This window comes from Scrofimicrobium sp. R131 (assembly GCF_040256745.1).
Lineage (GTDB): Bacteria > Actinomycetota > Actinomycetes > Actinomycetales > Actinomycetaceae > Scrofimicrobium > Scrofimicrobium appendicitidis.
On the sequence record NZ_CP138335.1, the window covers coordinates 1,223,237 to 1,243,308 of the forward strand.

Here is a 20,072-nt window from a genome sequence, read left to right on the forward strand (position 1 = left end):
CTTAGCCCAGGCGCGAGGCGATCAGCTCCGTTACGATCGTTCCGCGTGCGCCGATGGCCAGCAGGTCATCCATTACCTGGTTCACCTTATCGCGCCGAACCACCGCGCGGACGGCACGCCACGCGTTATCGGCCAACGGAGCCACCGTCGGGGACTCAAACCCGGGGGTAATTTCCACGGCCCGTGGCAGAACATCGACCGGGACATGGTAGTCAACCAGCACGTGCTGCTGGGCCACCAGCACTCCCTGCAGCCGCCGGTTCAGCACCTCCACCGCCGGATCTGCCTGTCCCTGCACATTTGTAATCAGGATGGCTTCGGACTCCAGCAGCGGTTCCCCGAACACTTCGAGTCCCGCTGCGCGCAGGGTCGAACCGGTCTCCACCACGTCGGCGATCAGGTCGGCCACGCCCAGTTGGATCGAAGATTCGACCGCGCCGTCCAGGCGCACCACGTCCGCTTGGATCCCCCGCTCGGCCAGGTAGTTCTCCACCAGCGTTCGATAGGAGGTGGCCACCCGTTTGCCGGAGATCTCCCGCACCTGGGCGATCGTGCCCCGGGGGGCAGCAAACCGGAACTTGGCCCGGGCAAAGCCCAGCTGCGAGTACTCCTGTGCCGGGGTCCCGGAATCAATCAGCAGGTCCCGGCCGGTGATGCCCGCATGAATTCGGCCCTGGCCGACGTAGACCGCAATGTCGCGCGGACGAAGGAAGAAGATTCGCAGATCGTTTTCCGGATCATCCACCACCAGTTCGCGCCCGCGCCGGTTGGCTCGGTACCCGGCTTCCAGCAGTAGCTGCACCGACTTTTCCGACAGACTTCCCTTATTTGGAACCGCAATCTCAAGCATCATGACCTCACAGGTGCCGGTAAATGTCATCCAGGGTGAGCCCGCGGGCCACCGCCATCACCTGGGCGTGGTAAATCAGCTGCGAGATTTCCAGGGCCAGGGCGTCGTCGCTTTCGTACTCGCCCGCCAGCCAGACTTCGGCCGCCTCCTCCACTACCTTCTTGCCGATGTAGTGGATTCCCTGTTCCAGCTCCGCCACCGTTCCGGAGCCGGCCGGCTTCTCGGCGGCCTTCACTTGCAGTTCGTGAAAGAGATCTTCAAAGCTTGTCATAGCACCAGGTTACGACATGTTGGCCGGCCGGCCCGGATCGAGGCAACTGATGGACCTAGTCCACGTAGTCGTTGGTAGCCCCCTGCTCGTCGGCCAACTCCGGCTGGTCCAGCAGCTGTGCCAAATACGGCCCCATCCGATCCCACGCGTCCAAGTCTTGCAGGGCAGAGGCCCTGCCCTGCCGGTCCTGCCAGAGCGGGATCGTCGCCTGCAGGATCGCCATCGCCCCGGCTTGCGCCTGCTGATCGCTGAGCGACTCGTCCCAGGTGGCCGTGGCCTTCACGGCTGCTTCCGGATCGTCAATCGCCTGCTGCATTCCCCCGACCAGGGCCGAGATCACCTGGCGCAGCTCGTCGGGATGCTGCTGAGCATAGCCCTCCGTCGAAACGATGGCCGCCCCCACCAGCGGGGTCCCCTTGTCCAGTGGAATCGAGCGGGCAGCAAAGCCCATCTGCTCCAACGCGACCGGCTCCGAGTTCGAGAACCCGACGATGGCGTCCACCTCACCCGCCACCAGGGAGGCGGCCTGGGTGAATCCGACCGAAACGATGTCCACCTGGTCCCGGGTCAGGCCACCTTGCTCCAGTGCCGCCAGCAGTCCGAACCAGTTGGAGCCGTACTCGCCGGGCAAACCGATCTTCTTCCCCTTCAGGTCGGCCAGCGACTGGATCGGCGAATCTGCCGGCACGATGATCTCCACCGGGTAGTGGTGGTAGAAAGCTCCTACCGAGATCACATCCAACCCCTGAGCCCGCGCCTGGAGCACCTCATCACCCGAGGCGACCGTCACCTGCTCGTCCCCCGAAGCCAGCGCCGAGAACAGGCTCTCGTCGCTGCCGTGGTGGCGAATCTTCACGTCCAGGTCACCAAAGTCGGCCAGGTAGACCGGGGCAAACTGCACGTTGGGGATGTAGGTCAGTCCCACCGTCACCGCCTTCGACGGATCGGATCCGGTGGATGAGCACCCCGCCAGGGCCACCGCTCCGGCCGCTGCCAATCCCAACAGTCTCTTACGCATTTCTACTACCTCTTCTTTCACGCGAATTGCCCACCAGCCGCTTGCCGCGTCGCTCCAGCAGATAGACCGCCGAGTAGGCGACCATTGCCAGCGCGCACAGGACAGCGACGGTGACGAACATGCCGGCCGTGTCGAGGTTGTGTTGCTGTTGGGAGAGCAGTTGACCCAGGCCCGCACCGCCCATGACCATCTCGCCGATGACCGCGCCCGTGACCGACAGGGTGAACCCGTTCCGGATCCCGCCCAGCAGGCTGGGGGCCACCAGCGGCGCCTCAATCGAGACGATCATCCTCAGGCCGTGAGCGCCATCAAGCGAAGCGGCGTCGATCACATCCTGGTCCAGGTGTCGCAGGCCCACTGTGGTTGCCACCAGGATCGGGAAGAACACCATCAGCGCACACAGCAGCACGATGGCGCCCAAACCTCGCCCAACCCAGAGCACCAGCAGCGGGGCCAAAGCCACCGCCGGAATCGCCTGGGTGGCCCCCAGGAATGGCTGCAGGGCGGCGTTGACGAACCGGGACCGATGAATCAGCCAGGAAGTGGGAATGGCCACCGCCGCTCCCACCAACGACCCCAGCAGGGCCTCACCAAAGGTGATGGCGGTTCGGTTCCAGAACCACCGGGTACCAAACAGATCTGCGGCGCGCGCAAAGAAATCCCGCGGGCTGGGAAGAAACAGTGCCGACGTGGAGCCGGAGGCTATCAACCAGACTAGAAACAAGAATGCCAGCAGGCTCAGCGGTGCGAGCCATGCCAGCCACCTGTTGGCCGTCCCCATGAGGTCCTTCCCGCCACGGGGCGCGCCGTTAACTGCGGGCGCACAGCGTCCGCAGCGCTTCTCCCATCCGGACTTTAACCGTCGGTGCTGGAGTTTCACCAGCTCAACCGCCTGGTGGCGGGTCGCGGACTATCACCGCCGGTTCGGACTTTCACCGACCCCGAAGCACCGCTATTATCTCACAAATTTCCAGCGGGTAAACCGTGATCTCGGTCAGCTGTGCTCCTGGGCCAGCCGCCGCAAAATGTCCACCTCACCCCGGTGATCCGCACAGGTAAAGACCGACGAGCCGGCGACGAAGTTGTTGACCCCGGCCTCGGCGGCGGTCACCACCGTCTCCCGGTTGATCCCCCCGTCGACCTGAATGTCCAGCTCGATCCCGCTCTGGTCCACCAGCTGACGCAGCTTCCGGGTTTTGGACAGTACCTGGGGCAAGAACTTCTGCCCGCCAAATCCCGGCTCCACCGTCATGATCAGAAACATGTCGAACTCGTCCAAGAAGTCCAGGTAGGGTTCGATGGCACTGGCGGGCTTGAAAGCCAACCCAACTTTCGCCCCGGCCCCGCGCAGCTCTCGGGCCAGCCGGATCGGCGCCCCCGCCGCCTCCGAGTGGAACGTGACCATTTCGCACCCGGCGTCGGCGAAGGAACGAGCCCAGCGATCCGGGTTCTCAATCATTAGGTGTGCCTCGATCGGTACCTCGGTCGACTGCTTGGCCGCCTCCACAATCGGAAGCCCCCAGGACAGGTTGGGGACGAAGTGATTGTCCATTACGTCAACGTGGACCCGGTCGGCATTGTCGATCGACTGCAGTTCCTCCCGGAACCGGCCCATGTCGCAGTTGAGCACTGAGGGGGAAATCCGAATTTGCACAGTGTTGCTCCTTTTCTCGGGTGATCCTATTTCTTGCGCAGGAGCGCCACGAACATGGCGTCGGTGCCGTGTCGGTGGGGCCAAAGCTGCAGGGTCTGGTTCGGGCCTGGTTCCAACTCAATCGGGGTCAGGATGCGCGCGGTCGCGGCCGTGTCGATCGTCTCCACCTGTCCCTGTTCCAACGCCCAGCTGACGATCTCCAAGGTCTCTTCCACCTGCGGGGTGCAGGTGACCCAGGCAATCACCCCGCCGGTTCGGGTGAGCTCCCACCCGCGCTGAAGCAGACCCCGCTGCAGCGGGACCAGCTCGGCCAGTTCCTCGGGCTGATGGCGCCACCGGGATTCCGGCCGCCGGCGGAGCGAACCCAGACCGGAACAGGGAGCGTCAATCAGTACCCGGTCGTACCGGTAGCCGCTGGGTGCGGGGAGGGTCCGGCCGTCCAGGTTGGTGACGGTGACGTTGGCTAGCGCCCGGACTGACTTCTCCACCAGCCGGGCCCGGTGGGCGGAAATTTCATTCGCGACCAGGTCGACCCCCCGCTCGGCCCCAACCGCGCCCAGCAGCGCCGACTTTCCACCAGGTCCGGCGCACAGGTCCAGCCAGTGCCGGTCCGAACCGGTCAGGGGCGCCGCCGCCAGCAGCAGGGCCGCCAGCTGCGACCCTTCGTCCTGAACCGCCGCGCGCCCTTCGCGCACCGCGGGCAGCGCCGCCGGGTCTCCCCCGTCCAGAATGACCGCGTACTCCGACAGTTGCCCCTGCGAGGTGGGCCGCTGCAGGATCTCTTCGGCCTCCTGGGCCAGCTCCTGGGCGGCGATCAGCCCGGGACGGGCGACCAGGTTCACCTTCGGGATCGAGTTGTTGGCCGCCAGGGCGGGCACCAGCTCGGATTCGGGCAGACCCCGCGCCTCCAGCGCCCGCCGGAAGGATCGCACCATCCAGACCGGGTGCGAGTAGCGGGCGGCGAGGCGGTCGTCTTGATCGGGAATCTCAGCGAAAATCTGGTCAATGTCGTCGGCACGAGTGATTGAACGCAAAATAGCATTCACCATCCGAACCGGACCGTCGGTCGTCAGTTCCCGCGCCGCGTCAACGGTGGCTGCCACGGCCGCGTGATCGGGCACCCGCATGAACAGCAGCTGGTAGGCTCCCACCCGCAGCAGCTGCCAGACCACCGGTTCCAGCTCGGTCAGGGGGCGGGAGCTGAACTGGGCCAGGACCTGGTCCAGGTAGCCGCGCCACCGAAGGGTCCCGTAGACCAGCTCGGACGCGAAGGCTGCGTCGCGGAAGTCAAACTTCGGGTTGGACTGCTGCTCGGCCCGGAGCGCTCGCGGCAAGGCCAGGTTGGCGAAGGCACCCTCCTCCTCCACCTGGAGCAGGACCCGAACCGCCAGCAGGCGAGCCGGATCCGCCGGACGCTTGGCCCGGTAGGGCTTACTCACGGTGGCCTCCCATCGTCGTGATCCCATGGGCTCCCCGCGCCCAGGCGGGTGCCTCCATCCAGTTCTTCCCGGCCGGGGCCACCTGCCCCAGGCGGAGCATCCCCCGTTCGCAGCCGACCAGCACCTGGTGTTTGTCTGCGTGCACCTGCCCGGGTGCCAGTGCTAACTCGGGGTCGGATTCGAGCGGAGTTGCCGCTCCCAGCCGCAGGACCTGCCCGGAGGGCAGTTGCGTCCACGCCCCCGGATTGGGGGTGACGCTGCGGATCTGCCGGTCTGTCTCATCCGCCGAAGCGGCGAAGCTGACGTAGCCGTCCTGCTTGGTCAGCTGGGGCGCCGTCGTCAGCCCCTCCGAAGCTTGAGGGGTGGCCACCGCGGTTCCGGCGGCAAGCTGATCCACCACCTCGACCACCTGCTGGGCCCCGACTGGGGCCAGCCGCTCCAACAGTTCACCGGCGGTCTCCCGACCGGTCAGTTCCACCGGCAGTCGCGAGTAGACCGGACCCGTGTCGAGGCCGGCCTCCAGTTGAAACACGCAGGTGGCACTGTGCTGGTCACCGGCGCGAATCGCCCACTGAGCCGGGGCGGCGCCGCGCCAACGAGGCAGGTCGGAGAAATGCAGGTTGAGCCAGCCTCGGGTCGGGATCTCCAGCACTTCGGGGCGCAGGATCGCGCCGTAGGCAACCACCACCCCCAGATCAGCCCCGAGTGCGGCCAACTCTTCCGCCACCTGCCCGGGCCGGGCCGCCTCCAGCACCTTCAGCTCGCGTTCCCGCGCCCAGGTCGCCACCGGACTGGGAGTGGGGGCAGCCCGCCGACCACGCCGAGCTGGCGGCCGGGTCAGCACCCCAACCACCTCGTGGTCGCTCTGGGTCAGGGCCTGGAGGGTTGGAAGTGCCACTTCCGGGGTTCCCGCAAAAATGATTCTCACCCTGGCAGTCTATCGGAGTCCCTCGGTCCCTCCGAACAGGTCGGGCGGGTTCACCACGACTTTCACCTTGGGGCCGCGCCGCAAACTGCGCGCCACCGCCATCGCCTTCAGGTGCGCCATCAAAGACAGTGCCTGCCCGGCCTGGCAGGCCACGATCGCGCGGACTTCATCGGTCTCGGTCGGGGTGTAGCCAAAGATCTGCAGCCCGGGTTCGGCCGGGGATAGCGGCAGAGTCTCCAGCTGGGTCAAAATGTCGTTGATCGCCGGGGCTGGCCCCTCCAGGGCCACGATCCACCGAGCTGGATACAGCCCGATTTCCTTCCGCTCCTCCCAGGCCGCCTCGGCGAACTCGGTGGGTCGCCAAAGCACTAACGCCCGCTCCACCTCCAGGGGTACGTCGCCCGACAGCACGCCCTGCCCACCGGGACGGGCCAGGGCAAAGGTATAGAACCAGCGCCGAAGCGCCTCCTCTTCGGCTCCCAGCCGGTCCGCGTAGGCCAGCCTGGAGGCTTCCAACACCACCACCGCCTCGTACCCCCCGCGGACGGCCGGCTCGGCTCCCGCGGTGGCCACTACCAGCTGCGGCTTGGGCCGAATCCTCCGCCTAATTTTCGTGGTCGAGGTGGAGATGACCACGTCGGTTTGGGGGAAGGCGCGGCCGAGCTCGCGGGCGGTTCTCTCGGCGCCCACCTCCAGCACGGTTAGGTTCGGGTGCCCGCAGGCCAGACACCGGGCCACCGAATTTGTCGCTCCGCACCCGGCGCAGTGGCCCACCGCCTCGGCCGGTGGTCCGGTCAGTTCCAATAGCTTGCCGCAGCTGACGCAGCGGGGACGCACGTGGCACGCGGGGCAGGCCAGGACTAGAAAGTGGCCCACCCCCATCACCTGCACCAGCACGGGTCCGGCGGACAGTCCGGTTCGGATCGCCTGATAGGCGGCGTTGGGGACGGTCGAGAGGACCGCCATTCCTTCCCGTTCAAACTCGTCGGTGCCCACCACCTGAATCCGGGGGGTGTGGGCTCGAACCACGGTTGGTGACGGAACGAAGGAGCGGGCCCACCCCGACTGGACCAGCGCCTCGGCTTTCACGGAGCGATCCAGGCTCGCCACCACCAGGCCGTAGCCTTCCCACCGAGCCCGCGCCACCGCCACGTCCAGCACGTCGACCTGCGGTGTCCGCCGCTCCCGATAGTGGGCCGACCCGTCCTCCCAAACCACCTGCAGGGCCGGTTTAGTAAACGGAGCCCAGATCGCGGACCGGGTCCCCACCACTGCCAGGTAGTGGCCGCGCAGGGTCCGCAGCTGCACCTCGTACCTGGTGGTCTGCGGCAGTTCTGACGCCTGCAGGCCGATCACCTCGGGTGAGAACGCCTCGGACAATCGACGATGAATCTCTTTGGCGCCGGCCAGGGTAGGGGCCGTGACAATGACCGGAATCTCACGGCGGGCACACTCGGCCACCAGGGCGTGCAGTGCGGAAAACTGTCGGTGCGGCACGGTTTGGACCACTGCCCGCGGGAGGGGGCCGGAGGCCAGCAGCTCCACCCAGTCGCCGTACTCGGGAACCGCGGCCGCCGGACTCCAATCGGCCCGCACCGGTCTGGTCGCGCCGGCCAGTAGCTGCTCGATCTTTTGTCGCCGAGCCGGTTGGGCCAGCGACAGGACCTGGGACAGGTTGACGGCAAAGCGAGCGGCCAAATACCGGTACGTCTGCAGCATGGCCGGGGTGAACAGCGGCTGGACCGACAGCACTCGCAACAGCGGGGACAGCTCCCCCTCGTGCGTGCTGGTCTCTCCTAACTCGACCACCCAGCCGGAGATTCGCCGGTTGCCCCACTTGACCCGCACCAGAGAGCCCACCTGGACCGAGGCCAGCAGGGAATCCGGAATCGAGTAGTCAAACGGACGGTCAAGGTGAGGCACGTCGAGGTCGATCAGGACTCGTGCAATCACCTCAACCTCCTAACCGATGGCCGCGCGCAACTCCTGCACCCGGTTGGTCTCCTCCCAGGGGTACCCGTCCCGGCCGAGGTGACCGTAAGCTGCCAGGTCAGCGTAGCGCACCCGGACCAGTCCCAGGTCCTCAATGATCCCAAGCGGGCGCAGATCAAACACTTCCCGGACCGCGCGGGCAATCACTTCGTCCGAAACGATGCCGGTCCCGAAGGTCTGGACCACGATCGCAACCGGCTCGGAACTGCCGATCGCGTAGGCCAGCTGCACCTGGCATCGGCGAGCCAACCCCGCGGCCACCACGTTCTTAGCCACCCAGCGGGCCGCGTAGGCACCCGAGCGGTCAACTTTCGACGGGTCCTTGCCCGAGAACGCCCCACCCCCGTGGGGGACGGCACCGCCGTAGGTGTCCACAATGATCTTTCGCCCGGTCAGGCCTGCATCGGCGGCGGGCCCCCCGAGGATGAACCGGCCAGACGGGTTGACCAGCACCCGAAGTTCGCTTTGGTCCAGCTCCGTTTCGGCCAGGACCGGCTCGATGACCGCTCTGGTCAGAGCCGCCGCCAACTCTCCCTGCTGCCAACTGTCGTCGTGCTGGCTCGACACCACCACGGTGTCGACGCTGACCGGCCGGCCGTCCGCATAGCCGAGGGTTACCTGGGCTTTGCCGTCCGGGAACAGGCCCGGAACCAGTTCTTCCTTTCGCACCTGGGCCAGCCGGCGGGCCAGGCTGTGAGCCAGCCAGATGGGGGCCGGCATCAGGGTGGGCGTCTCATCGGTGGCGTAGCCGAACATCATCCCCTGGTCGCCCGCTCCCTGTGCGGCGCGGCGGTCCACCGGCTCACCGCGTGTGCGCGCCTCCTGCGACCGGTCCACCCCCTCGGCGATGTCGGGGCTCTGCTGCCCGATCGAAACCGAGACCCCGCAGGTGGCCCCGTCAAACCCGGTCCGGGAAGAGTTGTAGCCGATCCCGAGGATCACCTCTCGAACCAGCTTGGGAATCTCGACGTAGGCGGAGGTCGTCACCTCCCCCACCACGTGAATCAGCCCGCGGGTGGCCAGTGTCTCCACGGCCACTCTCGCTGCGGGATCCTCCTGCAAAATGGCATCGAGGACGGTGTCGGAAATGCGGTCACAAATCTTGTCCGGGTGGCCTTCGGTCACCGATTCGGAGGTTAGCGGAGTAATCACGCGCTCTACTCTAGCGCGAAACACCCATCGCCAACTCGACCAGCTGGGCAGCTAAGACCGACTTGTCTCCGACCAAGTCGGCTACCGGCTGACCGGTCCGATCGACCACCAGGAGCCGATTTTCCACCTCGCCAAAGCCGTGGCCGTCCCCCACTCGGTTGATCGCCAGCAGGTCGGCCCCCTTCCGCCGAGCCTTTTCCATCCCCCGAGCCAACACCTGCTCCTCGGAACCGGTTTCGGCCCCAAACCCCACCAGCACCTCGGGGCGCCAGGGGGCCTCAGCCACTTCGCGGAGCAGGTCGGGGTTCTCCACCAGCTCAATAGTTTCGGCCCAAGTACCCTTTTTGAGCTTCTGCTCCGCCGCGGCGCGCGGACGATAGTCGGCCACCGCGGCCGCCATGAACAGGGCGTGAGCCCCCGGCACCAGGCGCGCCAGCGCGTCCCTCATTTCCAGCGCGGTTGGGGTGTGGACGAGGCGGATCCGCGGATGCTGGGGCGGCGGCACCTGAGTCTGGGCCAGCAGCAGGTCCACCTCGGCACCCCGGCGCGCCGCGACCAACGCCAGCTCGATTCCCTGCCGCCCCGAAGAGTGATTGCCCAGATAACGCACCGGGTCGATCGGTTCAATCGTGCCGCCGGCGGTGACAACCACCCGCCGCCCGGCCAGGGCTCCCGGTGCCAACCGGGCCAGCACCTCCTCGACGATGGCGTCCGGCTCAGGCAGGCGACCGGCCCCGGTATCACCGGAGCTGAGCGCGCCGGTGGCCGGCTCAATGATTTCGACGCCGCGCGCCCGGAGAGTGGCCACGTTGTCCTGGGTGGCGGGGTTCTCCCACATGTTTGTGTGCATGGCCGGGCTGAGCAGCTTCGGGCAGTCTGCTGCCAAGAAGGTGGCGGTCAACAGATTGCTGGCCAGGCCGAGGCGAAGCTGTGCCAGCAGATCGGCGGTGGCCGGTGCCACCAGGAACAGGTCGGCCCGCCGGGCCAGTTCGATGTGGCTCAACTCGCCCGGACCGTGGAGCACCTTCACCCCGATCGGGTGTTCTGAGAGCTCCTGCCAGGTCTGTTCGCCAACAAACTCCAGCGAGGCTTCGGTTGGGAGCACGTAAACGTCGACGCCTACTTGGCGTAGGCGTCGAACGACGGTGACGAGCTTGAACGCAGCGATCCCACCCCCGACCCCGAGGAGGACGGTGGGGGCGCCGCCGGAGCTACTTGCTGGTGGAAGCACCAAGTTCCAGCTTGTCTTCCACGATCTCGCGCAGGGCGATCGAGAGCGCCTTGTCGTCGGCGCTGATCGGCACGACCGGTCCGACGAACTGAATCATGTTGGACTCGAGCTGCACGTTGTAGGCGTTGATCTGACGGGCCCGCTTGGCCGCATAGATGACCAGAGCGTACTTCGAGTCGGTCCGCTCCACCAGTTCGTCGATGGGCGGGTAGGTGATGCCAACGGGGTTAGCTACGATTCCTGACATTCAGGTCTGTCTCCTTCTACCGCTGCGGACACGTGTCTCCACAGTCTCCCCCAGCCTAGTTCAGACCCATGATCTCGGCCAACTCTTTGACCGTCTCGTCCAGCTTGTCATTGATCACACAGACGTCGAACTCCGGAGCTGCGTCCAGCTCAACGCGAGCGGTCTCGAGGCGGCGGCTGCGTTCCTCCGGCCCCTCGGTTCCCCGACCAATCAGTCGACGTTCCAGTTCCTCCCAGGAGGGTGGCAGCAGGAAGATGAACCGAGCTTCCGGCAGTGTCTGTCGAACCTGCCGGGCCCCCGCCAAATCAATCTCTAACAGGACGGTCTTGCCCTCGGCCAGGGACTGCTCCACCGGCCCCCGAGGGGTGCCGTAGCTGTGGGCCCCGTGAACCACTGCGGACTCAAGCAGTTCCCCTCGCTCACGCATCCGCGCGAACTGGTCTTCATCGACGAAGTAGTAGTCGCGCCCATCCACTTCACCGGGACGAGGCGGCCGGGTGGTGGCAGAGACGGAGACTTCCAGTTGGGGATACTCGGCTTTCAGGGCCTTGACGACCGTCCCCTTCCCCACCGCGGTAGGGCCACAGATGACAAAGACCGGAACAGGATCGTGCATTCACACATTATTACACGAGGTTCTGAAAGTACTGAACAAGAGACTCTCGCTGTACGCAGCCCAGCCCCTGCACCCGCCGGGTGGGGATGATCCCCAAATCATCCAACGCTTGGTGGGCGCGCTGAGGCCCCACTCGTGGCAGTGCCCGCAGCAGGGACATCACTCTCATCTTGGCGATGGCTGAGTCCGTCTCGGACAGGGCAATCACCTCGGCCAAGGTCATCTCCCGGTTCTTCAACTGCGCCCCGATCTCTGCCCGCCGCTTCCTTGCGGCAGTGGCCATGGCCAGAGCTTCTTTGCGTTGTTCGGCACTCAGATGAGGTAGCGTCAATCTCATCACTCCCTAGTTATGACGAGGCTTCTTTTTGAAGCGCCCTTTTGTTTCCCTCAAAGATTACACAAATAGTTGCCGTTTTTGAACCGTTGGGGCATCTTTCGCACACAAACCGCCACTTGAACCCTTTCAACCGAAGTTTACTCCGTCGGCCCGGCCGCGCCTCGGCATTAATTATGTACGGTACCTAGCGCGTCATTGCGCTGAAAGATAATCTTGCTACGACGCATGATTGAGAGTTGTTCACATAGGACTGAACCGTCCGGTCGGACCACTTCAACATCTGAACAGACTTTGTCTAGACAGTTGCGTCTGGTATGGTTCCCGCCCCAATGAGACAGCGGGCCCGGAACTTAGTTCCGGGCCCGCTTGGTGCGCCTGTTTTACTCAAATTGGTCAGTATTCGTCGAGCAGCTCATCCCACAGCTCGTCGGTGGTGGCCTCGCCGGCGGGCGCTACCTCAGCCGGCACCGCCGGAACTTCGCCCTGCGCCAACAGGTCGCGCCGAATCGCATCGAGCACGGCGTTGACGAAGGCGGGTGAACGATCAGTCGAGATACTCTTCGCGATGGCCACCGCCTCGTCAATCGCCACAATCGGGTCGACGTCATCGCGATTGCCGATCATCTCCCAGACCGCCACCCGTAGAATCGCCAGATCCACCCCGGGCAGGCGGTCCAACGCCTTGATCTTCGAGTGCTTCTGGATCTGTCCGTCGATCTCAGAGCGGAACTGGGCCACCCCGCGGACAATCTGTCGCGAGTAGGCCGGCAGTGGAGTCTGCGCGGCGCTGACTAGCTGTCTCTGCGCCAGCAGGTCCAGCAGCTGCTCCCCATCGCGATCCAGTCCCTTCTGCTGCGCCTCAAAAATGACGTCAGCAGCACGCTTGCGCGCCTTCGTTCGCGACGAAAAGGTCCCCTGTTTCTTGGCCACGCTAGTCGTTGGCCCGCCCGGTGTACTCGCCCGACCGGGTGTCCACCTTGATCCGGGTGCCCTCTTCCAGGAACAGCGGCACCTGCACTTCGTAGCCGGTTTCCACGGTCGCGGGCTTGGTTCCGGCCGAGGAACGGTCACCCTGCAGACCCGGTTCGGTGTGGGTAATCTCCAGCACCACGGTGGCCGGCAACTCAACTGCCAGCACCTGATCGTCATGGAACGCAACGATGGCGTCCTGGTTTTCGACCATGTAGTTGGCGGCATCGGCCACGACCGATTCCGGAATGTTGACCTGCTCGTAGGTGTTCTTATCCATGAACACGTAGTCGGCCCCATCGCGGTACAGGTAGGTCATGTCGCGTCGGTCGACAGTGGCGGTCTCGACCTTGACTCCAGCGTTGAAGGTCCGATCGATGTTCTTGCCCGAGAGGACATTGCGGATCTTGGTTCGCACGAAGGCGGGGCCCTTGCCCGGCTTCACGTGCTGAAACTCGACCACCTGCCAGAGCTGTCCGTCGATTACCAGGACCATGCCGTTCTTCAAGTCATTTGTAGTTGCCACTGTCTCACCTGTTTTCTCAGCTAATTGTTCGGCGCTATTGTAACGCGAAACGCTGGCAGATCTCAGTCGCGACCTCTGCCGGATCGCGATCAACCGTGCTGATCTCGACTGCGCCGAGCGTCGAATACTGCTCGACCAGGGCGCGGACGTGGTCGCCAAACCAGCGCCGCGGTTGGCCCAGAGCCGCTGAACGAGGCGCATTCAGCCCGGTTCGCCGCGCGAGGGTAGTCAGGTCAGCCGTCAACGCCACCAGCACGCTGCCCGCGGCCCCCGCCTCGGCCATGAGTTCCGCCACTTTCGGGTCCCCGACAGCAGAGGGGAGCAGGGTGACGACGCCCGAGCTCCCCAGCGCCGCGGTCGCGGCCGACCCGATTTGCTCGCGAAACCGCTCCGGCTCGTCCGCCAGGGCCAGCTCGGCCAGAGTCTGCCCGGTTTGCGCCTCGATCACGTCTTCGGTCTCCACCACGGTCGTGTTCAGTTGCGCTGCCAGGGCCCGGCCCACCAGGGTCCGGCCCGAACCGGTTGCCCCGACCAGAATTACCACGGGCCTCACAGAATCACTCCTTCTGCTGCCTGTCGCACCTCGTCCTCGGTCACAGCTACGGTCTCCGGCTCGCCCAGCGCCCGCAGCAGCACGAACCTCAGCTGGGCCCCCCGCGTCTTTTTATCCGAATACATCAGCTCGATCAGTCGGTCCAAGTCCCCGCGGTAGGTGGTGGGGAGGCCGACGTCACCCAGCGCTTGTCGGTGCCGTTCCACCAGCTCCCCCCCGATCAGCCCGCGCCGGTGGGCCAACTGGGCAGCCAGCATCATCCCCACCGCGACGGCTTCCCCGTGTCGAACCCGAAAATCGGAGTCCAGCTCGATCGCGTGGGCCAGTGTGTGCCCGTAGTTCAGGATCTCCCGCAGCCCGGCTTCGGTAAAGTCCGCCGCCACCACCTGAGCTTTCACCTGCACTGCGCGGGCAATCAGTTCCTCCAGCACCACCCGGCCCGGCCCGGTGGCCCAGGCCACCTCCCGAACCCGGGGATGGTCGGCCACCAGCTCCAGAATCCTGGGATCCGCGATGAAGCCAGCTTTGATCACTTCCCCCATCCCGGCGGTAAAGTCGGCCTGGGGCAGGGTCCGGAGGAACTCGAGGTCCGCCGCCACCATCATCGGATGATAGAAGCTCCCGACCAGGTTCTTTCCGGCCTCAGTATTGATGCCAGTCTTGCCGCCAATGGCTGCATCGACCATGGCCAGAAGCGTGGTCGGAACGTGGAGGACGGCCACCCCCCGCAGCCAGGTGGCTCCGACGAAGCCGCCCAGATCGGTGGTTGCTCCGCCACCGAGGGTGACCACCAGGTCCTTCCGACCCAAATGCACCTCCCCGGCCCGGTGCCAGAGATGCTCCGCGGTCGAAATGGTCTTGGCCGCCTCCCCGTCGGGCAGGACTTCGACCCACACTTCCCGTTCGGTTCGGCGCAGGTGTTCGGCCAGCCGCTCGGCGGCCTCCGTGAGCGCCGGAGCCGTCACCAGCAGGATCCGCTCGCACTGATCCGGGATCTCATTTTCCACCGCTCGGCTCAGCTCAGACCCGATTACCACTCGGTAGGGTGAGTCCGCAGCCACGGTGACCACCCGGGCCGAGAGCAGCGCCCCGAGGACCTGGTCGACCACCCGCCCCACCGGCTCGGCGCTGGAATGGACGGTGACGTCAGCCAGTTCACGGTAGAGCGGGAGGCGTCGCTCGGCCAGTTCCCGCAGCCGAGTCACCGGATCCTGGGCCAGCAGCGGGCGCTTCTGATTCCGTCGCACCCGCCGAGTCAGCTCTTCAATCGGAGCCTCGATGTGAACCACCGTCGCCCCGGAAATCAGCTCTCGAACCGCCGGCGTCTCCACCGCGCCCCCGCCCAACGAAATGACTTCGGCTTCAAACAGTGCTGTTCGTATGGCTTCGGTCTCCAGGCGGCGAAACTCCGCCTCACCGTCCTCCGCGAAAATGCGGTCAATCGCCTTGCCCGCCTGCTCGACCACCAGCTCGTCCGTGTCCAAGTAGACGGCTGCCAGCGCCGCCGCCAACCGCTTTCCGACCCGACTTTTGCCCGCGCCGGGCATGCCGATCAAAACTACCGGCAACTGGACCCGTTCCGGCAGGATCATGCTTCCTCCCCTGCTCGCAGGTGTTCACTCAGGTACTCCTGGTACCAGGCCAGGTGGGCCCGCGCTTCTTCCACGAATCGACCGCCGACTCGCTCATCGAGCGCCCGGGCCAGCTGCAAAGCCACCGTGGCTTCAGCGATAACGGCGCCCGGGACAATCTGGCAGGTGTCCGAGCGCTGGTGGAACGGCTCGGTCGCGGCACCGGTGGCCAGGTCTACGCTCCGCAAGCCCTTGGGCACCGTTGAGATCGGCTTGAATCCGGCGCGCACCACCAGGGGCTGGCCGTTGGTCGTGCCCCCCTCCAAGCCCCCCGCGTGGTTGGACAGGCGAGCTAGCTGGCCATCCTCATCCCAGACCATTTCGTCGTGCGCGGCCGAACCAAACTGGTGGGCCTGAACGAAGCCGTCGCCAATTTCCACGGCCTTGACCGACTGGATACTCATGAGCGCTCCCGCCAGTCGGGCGTCGAGCCGGTCGCGCTCGTTCACGTGCGTGCCGAGCCCAAGCGGAACGTTCCACGCCACCACCTGTGCCACCCCGCCCACCGTGTCGCCCTCGGTCTTGGCCCGGTCGATAGTCTGCTGGAAGGCCCGTGCTACTGCCGGATCCAGATTCCGAACCGGTGATTGGTCCAGCGCCCCCATCTCGTCGGGGGTGGGCAAGCGGTTCGACTCGTCTCGAGTCGGTCCGACCGCCACCACGTTTGAAACCACCTGGATCTGGCTGACCGCCGCCAAATACGCCTTGGCGCAGGCACCGAGCGCCACCCGGGCGGCCGTTTCCCGAGCGGAGGCACGTTCGAGGATGTTGCGCGCATCAGAGTGGTGGTACGACAGCATCCCGGCCAAGTCTGCATGCCCGGGACGCGGGCGCGTCAGCGGCCGGTTCCGAGCCATCTCCCGCTGGTCTCCGCGTCCAGCGTCAACCATCAGCGACTCCGGCGGAACCGGATCGGCACTCATCACGGTTTCCCACTTGGGCCATTCGGAGTTGCCGATCTCGATTGCGATCGGCGCCCCGGTCGTGCGTCCGTGCCGCACACCCGACAGAATGCGCACTTCGTCCTGCTCAAACTTTTGCCGGGCACCCCGCCCATAGCCGAGTCGGCGCCGCGCCAACTCGTCGGCGATCGTCTGGGTGGTGAGGGGCACTCCGGCGAGCATCCCCTCGATCAGCGCTACTAGAGCCGGGCCGTGCGATTCCCCGGCGGTGGTCCATGTCAACATAGCTCCAGTGTTCCACACCCGGGTCGGTCCTTCGCCCCGGCCTACGGCATTTGGGCGCTACCAACCGGCCCCGCATACTGCCCCCAGCAGCAGGAACGGGCCAAATGCCAGGGTCTGGCGCGAACGGGTGACCGCGACGAACAGGAGTGCTGCCGTCAGGGCCACAACCAAACCGGCGGGTCCGGACTCCAGACCCAGCACCGCGGCCAGGATCACGTCCCCTCGCCCCACCTGACCCCACCTCGCCCCCACGGCCAAGGGCACGGCCCACCAGAGGGCCCCGAGCGGATCGACCTTCGAGGTGAGGACCAGCTCCACCGCCAGCAGCAGGCTTAACTCCAGGGGCAGCCGCCGGCTCACGCCATCCACCAGGGCGCTCACCAGTCCGAGCTGAACCATCACCCCGGGGACCGGCACCGGGACTAGGAAGGCCAGCGTCGTAGCGAAGATGGGGATGGCCAGCCAGGTGGCGGGCGGCAGCCCGGGACTGTAACGACGGTGCCAGTGCGGCGCGCGAAGCACACACCAGCACACGTTCAACCACAGCATCGAGTCCCCTTTCCGGGGACGGCTACTTGCTGGCGGCCACCACCTCGCGGTAGACCGGCTCGAACGCGACTTCGTGCCCGCTCATCAATTTGACCTGTGCCAACCCCTGATAAACCAGCATGGCCAGCGGGTCGATCACCAGGGCGCCGGCGTCCACGAATGTCTGCGTCAGCTCAGAGTGGGCCGCATAGGTGACATCCAGCAGGATCTGATCCGGTCGGGGAGCCGCAAACTCCACCAGTTGGGCGGAAGCTTCCGCCGGGACGGTCGAGAGCACCAGGTCGGCCCGGGACAGTACCTCCCGAACCAGGTCGGTGCGATCCCACTTGATCGGGGTAAAACTCACTCCGAGCCGGCCGGCGGCCAAGGTGACGTTGCCGGCCCCCTGAAAACTGCGCCCCACCACCGAAACCTGATCGAACCCGAGGGTCATGGCCGCAGCCAAAGCGGATGAGGCCGTGGCCCGCGTTCCAATTATCACGGCCTGTTTTCGCGCCGCGCGATTCTGCGCGGCAAATTCTTCCAGCGTGTCCCCGAACGGGGCGCGAACCGACTCGACTATGCCGTGCACGTCGGTATTGAACGCCCCCCAGAGTCCCGCGGCCGGCACCAGCGTGTTCGCCGCCCCCACCGTCTTAGCCAGCCCGTCGGACACGTCGGCAAACGAGAGCGCCACCTGCTTGCACGGCATGGTCACGCTGATTCCGGCGCAGTCTCCGTCCAGGCTCTCGGCGAACTCCGGGAACGATGATTCAGTCACCTCGAACTGCCGATACTCCCAGTCCAACCCGGCTAGCCGGTACGCCGTTCGATGCAGGACCGGAGAGAGCGAATGGGCAATCGGAGACCCGATGACCGCCGCCCACCGAGTCATTGGCGACACTCCCCCGGGTTCTCTTCGCACCACTGCTGCAACTGTTCGGTCAGCGTCTGCAACTCGTCGTGCGAGTCGGTGAAGACGGTCTCGCCGGTCGTCAGGTTGACGGTGACAAAGTAGAGCCAGTCACCTTCGGCCGGGTGCAGCACCGCTTGGATCGCCGCGGCTGAAGGGCTCGCGATCGGTCCGGCCGGCAACCCCTTCACCTTGTAGGTGTTGTACGGGTTGTCATCGTCAAACGCGGCCGAATCGGGCAGTCCCCCGGTCCCACCGACCCCGTATGCCACGGTGGAGTCCATCTGCAGCATCCCGCGAGTCGGACCCTCCGGATCCGCGATCCGATTCTCAATCACGCGAGCCACCTTGGGCATGTCTTCTTCCCGGTTCACCTCGCGCTCAACAATAGAGGCCTTGATCAGGGTTTCCTGCCACTTGTCCTCCGGCACCCCTTCGGACTTGAGGTAGTCGACCGTCCCCTTGACCATCTCGGAGAAGACCTCGGTCGGGGTGCTGGTAGGTGAGAAATCGTACGAGCCGGGCCAGAGCCACCCCTCCAGATTCCCCTTGGCGGCGGCGGGCAGATCGGTAACGCCCGACGGGTCGTCCACCACGGCGTTGACCTCGTCGGCGCTAAAACCGGCCACCGTCTCCAGCTTCTCGGCAATCTGCGAGACCGTCTGACCCGGATTGACCGTGATGGTGTTTTCCTTCCGGTTCGTCTCATCCAGCAGTGCTGCCAGTGCATCCACCGCTGGAATCTGCGTGTGGAGGGTGTAGGTTCCCGGCTTGATCGAGGCGGCCGCCGGGTTGGCGTCAAAGGCGCGGGTAAAGGCGGCTACGCTCTTGACCACGTCGGCATCCACCAGGGCCTGGCCGATTTCCGAGCCGAGGGCGCCCGGCTCCACCGTGACTTCGACTGTCGGGTGGTTGGCGGCTTCCGGGCCGGTCAGGTCAACCGCCGGGTAGTCATCAGCAGCTCGCAGCCCCGGGCCACCCTGGAGGCTCCCGAGGGCCCACCAGAGTCCGACCCCAATCGCGGCCAAAATAACTATCGCGATCAGCGCGGTCCAGAGGCGCCGACGCAGCTGGCGGGACTTCTTCTTTTTGGTTGCCACTTCCGTCTGCCGCGGGCCGGCAGCGGGCAAAATCGGTTGCGCTCCGGTGGCGGGCGAAACCCGCTTCGGGAACGGTGATTCAAACGTCGGACCCGACTCGGTGACCCGGGGAAAACTCGGGCCCGACTCGTCGCTCGGCGATTCGGGTGCTGCCGGCGCTTCCGGTTCGGCGACGGGAGCCCAATCCGCGGGCTCCGCCTCGCTCACCACCGGCGTTTCCACCTGAACTTCCTCTGGCTGCACCGTTCGGGGCCGACGAGGTGGCTCTCGCCGAGTGGGAGGAGTCGAAGTGGGTTCGACCGGGGCTTCCGGCAGCTGCGCCTCGGGGGCCCCGGCATCCTCGCCCGCGGGCCGCTGGGGAATCCGCGCAGCGTGAAGCTCTTTCCGCGATGGGAAGGGCGGAGCTAGCCGGTTTGGCGGTTGAACACCATTATTCGAATCACTCACTACCGTTCCTCTCGTCCGGGGACACTTTTTCGATTGGCTCACCCGGAGGCAGGCCGGTGGCCCGCTCAGAGGCCAATGCCTGCTCCAAGATCACCTGGGCCGCCACCTGGTCCACGATCATCCGTTGCTGGGCCTGAGACAGACCCGCCTCGGTCAGCCGACCGTGTGCCTGGTTAGAGCTTAGCCGCTCATCCACTAAACATACGCGGGTTTTGGGGAGCCTTCGTTTGAGTGCCCGCCCAAAGGACCGAGCCATCCGAGCCGACTCGCCCTCTCCCCCAGCCAAATGCAGCGGGAGGCCGATCACCACTTCAATCGCCTCGTACTCGCGAACCAGCGCCACGATTCGGCGCAAATCCTGCCCGCGACGGTCCCGCGGAACCGTCTCCAGGGGGAGGACCAGGACACCCGCTTGATCCGAGCGCGCCACTCCGACCCGGACGGATCCCACATCCACCCCCAGGCGGATTCCCGCGCGCACGA

Annotated in this window: 22 protein-coding genes and 1 riboswitch; all 22 genes read right to left on the reverse strand. The window is 65.8% G+C overall.

All coding sequences use genetic code 11. The features are described 5' to 3' along the window. Position 1: 1 nt before the first annotated feature. The 22 genes from hisG to ruvX all read right to left on the reverse strand — a co-directional run bounded on the left by hisG (position 2) and on the right by ruvX (position 20,070). Complete coding sequence (hisG, locus tag SAC06_RS05710) at positions 2–850, reverse strand: ATP phosphoribosyltransferase (protein ID WP_350259159.1); 849 nt, start codon at positions 848–850, stop codon at positions 2–4. 7 nt (positions 851–857) lie between these two features. Continuing rightward, positions 858–1,121 (reverse strand): phosphoribosyl-ATP diphosphatase, encoded by a 264-nt coding sequence (locus SAC06_RS05715; RefSeq protein ID WP_350257353.1) that lies wholly within the window; start codon positions 1,119–1,121, stop codon positions 858–860. A 55-nt stretch (positions 1,122–1,176) separates the two neighbouring features. Beyond that, a complete protein-coding gene (locus SAC06_RS05720) occupies positions 1,177–2,139 on the reverse strand; it encodes an ABC transporter substrate-binding protein (RefSeq protein ID WP_350257354.1) in 963 nt (320 codons plus the stop codon). Next, positions 2,132–2,920, reverse strand: a complete 789-nt coding sequence (locus SAC06_RS05725) for an ABC transporter permease (RefSeq protein ID WP_350257355.1) — start codon at positions 2,918–2,920, stop codon at positions 2,132–2,134. The genes SAC06_RS05720 and SAC06_RS05725 overlap by 8 nt, the downstream gene beginning before the upstream one ends. A 51-nt stretch (positions 2,921–2,971) precedes the next feature. After that, positions 2,972–3,092, reverse strand: a riboswitch (FMN riboswitch). Between the two features lie 41 nt (positions 3,093–3,133). Further along, entirely contained in the window at positions 3,134–3,793 is a 660-nt protein-coding gene (rpe, locus tag SAC06_RS05730; RefSeq protein ID WP_350257356.1) for a ribulose-phosphate 3-epimerase, read from the reverse strand. Between the two features lie 26 nt (positions 3,794–3,819). Further along, positions 3,820–5,232, reverse strand: a complete 1,413-nt coding sequence (locus SAC06_RS05735; RefSeq protein ID WP_350257357.1) for a transcription antitermination factor NusB — start codon at positions 5,230–5,232, stop codon at positions 3,820–3,822. Beyond that, positions 5,225–6,160, reverse strand: coding sequence for a methionyl-tRNA formyltransferase (gene fmt, locus SAC06_RS05740; RefSeq protein ID WP_350257358.1), 936 nt, complete (start codon positions 6,158–6,160; stop codon positions 5,225–5,227). Before fmt ends, SAC06_RS05735 begins: the two co-directional genes overlap by 8 nt. Before the next feature lie 9 nt (positions 6,161–6,169). After that, the gene (locus tag SAC06_RS05745; protein WP_350257359.1) at positions 6,170–8,113 is read right to left on the reverse strand and encodes a hypothetical protein; all 1,944 of its coding nucleotides are present in this window, start codon (positions 8,111–8,113) and stop codon (positions 6,170–6,172) included. 9 nt (positions 8,114–8,122) lie between these two features. Further along, the gene (metK, locus tag SAC06_RS05750) at positions 8,123–9,304 is read right to left on the reverse strand and encodes a methionine adenosyltransferase (protein ID WP_350257360.1); all 1,182 of its coding nucleotides are present in this window, start codon (positions 9,302–9,304) and stop codon (positions 8,123–8,125) included. 10 nt (positions 9,305–9,314) lie between these two features. Beyond that, complete coding sequence (gene coaBC / locus SAC06_RS05755; protein WP_350257361.1) at positions 9,315–10,535, reverse strand: bifunctional phosphopantothenoylcysteine decarboxylase/phosphopantothenate--cysteine ligase CoaBC; 1,221 nt, start codon at positions 10,533–10,535, stop codon at positions 9,315–9,317. Continuing rightward, complete coding sequence (gene rpoZ / locus SAC06_RS05760) at positions 10,516–10,782, reverse strand: DNA-directed RNA polymerase subunit omega (RefSeq protein WP_350257362.1); 267 nt, start codon at positions 10,780–10,782, stop codon at positions 10,516–10,518. Before rpoZ ends, coaBC begins: the two co-directional genes overlap by 20 nt. Before the next feature lie 55 nt (positions 10,783–10,837). Beyond that, the gene (gmk, locus tag SAC06_RS05765; protein ID WP_350257363.1) at positions 10,838–11,398 is read right to left on the reverse strand and encodes a guanylate kinase; all 561 of its coding nucleotides are present in this window, start codon (positions 11,396–11,398) and stop codon (positions 10,838–10,840) included. 10 nt (positions 11,399–11,408) lie between these two features. Beyond that, positions 11,409–11,735, reverse strand: a complete 327-nt coding sequence (mihF, locus tag SAC06_RS05770; protein ID WP_350257364.1) for an integration host factor, actinobacterial type — start codon at positions 11,733–11,735, stop codon at positions 11,409–11,411. 393 nt (positions 11,736–12,128) lie between these two features. Beyond that, positions 12,129–12,665 carry a transcription antitermination factor NusB gene (nusB, locus tag SAC06_RS05775; RefSeq protein ID WP_350257365.1) on the reverse strand — a complete coding sequence of 179 codons (537 nt, stop codon included), beginning with the start codon at positions 12,663–12,665 and terminating at the stop codon, positions 12,129–12,131. Position 12,666: 1 nt separating this feature from the next. After that, a complete protein-coding gene (gene efp, locus SAC06_RS05780) occupies positions 12,667–13,230 on the reverse strand; it encodes an elongation factor P (protein WP_350257366.1) in 564 nt (187 codons plus the stop codon). A gap of 34 nt (positions 13,231–13,264) precedes the next feature. Further along, complete coding sequence (locus tag SAC06_RS05785; protein WP_350257367.1) at positions 13,265–13,783, reverse strand: shikimate kinase; 519 nt, start codon at positions 13,781–13,783, stop codon at positions 13,265–13,267. Next, positions 13,780–15,375, reverse strand: a complete 1,596-nt coding sequence (aroB, locus tag SAC06_RS05790) for a 3-dehydroquinate synthase (protein WP_350257368.1) — start codon at positions 15,373–15,375, stop codon at positions 13,780–13,782. The genes SAC06_RS05785 and aroB overlap by 4 nt, the downstream gene beginning before the upstream one ends. After that, complete coding sequence (aroC, locus tag SAC06_RS05795) at positions 15,372–16,601, reverse strand: chorismate synthase (protein WP_350257369.1); 1,230 nt, start codon at positions 16,599–16,601, stop codon at positions 15,372–15,374. Before aroC ends, aroB begins: the two co-directional genes overlap by 4 nt. A 57-nt stretch (positions 16,602–16,658) precedes the next feature. Further along, positions 16,659–17,150 (reverse strand): hypothetical protein, encoded by a 492-nt coding sequence (locus tag SAC06_RS05800; protein WP_350257370.1) that lies wholly within the window; start codon positions 17,148–17,150, stop codon positions 16,659–16,661. 22 nt (positions 17,151–17,172) lie between these two features. Then, entirely contained in the window at positions 17,173–18,024 is an 852-nt protein-coding gene (locus tag SAC06_RS05805) for a shikimate dehydrogenase (RefSeq protein WP_350257371.1), read from the reverse strand. Further along, on the reverse strand, positions 18,021–19,589 hold the full coding sequence (gene mltG, locus SAC06_RS05810) for an endolytic transglycosylase MltG (protein ID WP_350257372.1): 1,569 nt from the start codon (positions 19,587–19,589) through the stop codon (positions 18,021–18,023). Before mltG ends, SAC06_RS05805 begins: the two co-directional genes overlap by 4 nt. Further along, a complete protein-coding gene (gene ruvX / locus SAC06_RS05815) occupies positions 19,582–20,070 on the reverse strand; it encodes a Holliday junction resolvase RuvX (RefSeq protein WP_412766210.1) in 489 nt (162 codons plus the stop codon). The genes mltG and ruvX overlap by 8 nt, the downstream gene beginning before the upstream one ends. Positions 20,071–20,072 lie beyond the last annotated feature (2 nt).

Excerpts from the sequence above, each read along its gene's own strand:
- hisG (WP_350259159.1), bottom strand. The coding sequence starts at position 850 with ATGCTTGAGATTGCGGTTCCAAATAAGGGAAGTCTGTCGGAAAAGTCG.
- SAC06_RS05715 (WP_350257353.1), bottom strand. The coding sequence starts at position 1,121 with ATGACAAGCTTTGAAGATCTCTTTCACGAACTGCAAGTGAAGGCCGCC.
- SAC06_RS05720 (WP_350257354.1), bottom strand. The coding sequence starts at position 2,139 with ATGCGTAAGAGACTGTTGGGATTGGCAGCGGCCGGAGCGGTGGCCCTG.
- SAC06_RS05725 (WP_350257355.1), bottom strand. The coding sequence starts at position 2,920 with ATGGGGACGGCCAACAGGTGGCTGGCATGGCTCGCACCGCTGAGCCTG.
- rpoZ (WP_350257362.1), bottom strand. The coding sequence starts at position 10,782 with ATGTCAGGAATCGTAGCTAACCCCGTTGGCATCACCTACCCGCCCATC.
- gmk (WP_350257363.1), bottom strand. The coding sequence starts at position 11,398 with ATGCACGATCCTGTTCCGGTCTTTGTCATCTGTGGCCCTACCGCGGTG.
- mihF (WP_350257364.1), bottom strand. The coding sequence starts at position 11,735 with ATGAGATTGACGCTACCTCATCTGAGTGCCGAACAACGCAAAGAAGCT.
- aroB (WP_350257368.1), bottom strand. The coding sequence starts at position 15,375 with ATGATCCTGCCGGAACGGGTCCAGTTGCCGGTAGTTTTGATCGGCATG.
- aroC (WP_350257369.1), bottom strand. The coding sequence starts at position 16,601 with ATGTTGACATGGACCACCGCCGGGGAATCGCACGGCCCGGCTCTAGTA.
- SAC06_RS05800 (WP_350257370.1), bottom strand. The coding sequence starts at position 17,150 with ATGCTGTGGTTGAACGTGTGCTGGTGTGTGCTTCGCGCGCCGCACTGG.
- SAC06_RS05805 (WP_350257371.1), bottom strand. The coding sequence starts at position 18,024 with ATGACTCGGTGGGCGGCGGTCATCGGGTCTCCGATTGCCCATTCGCTC.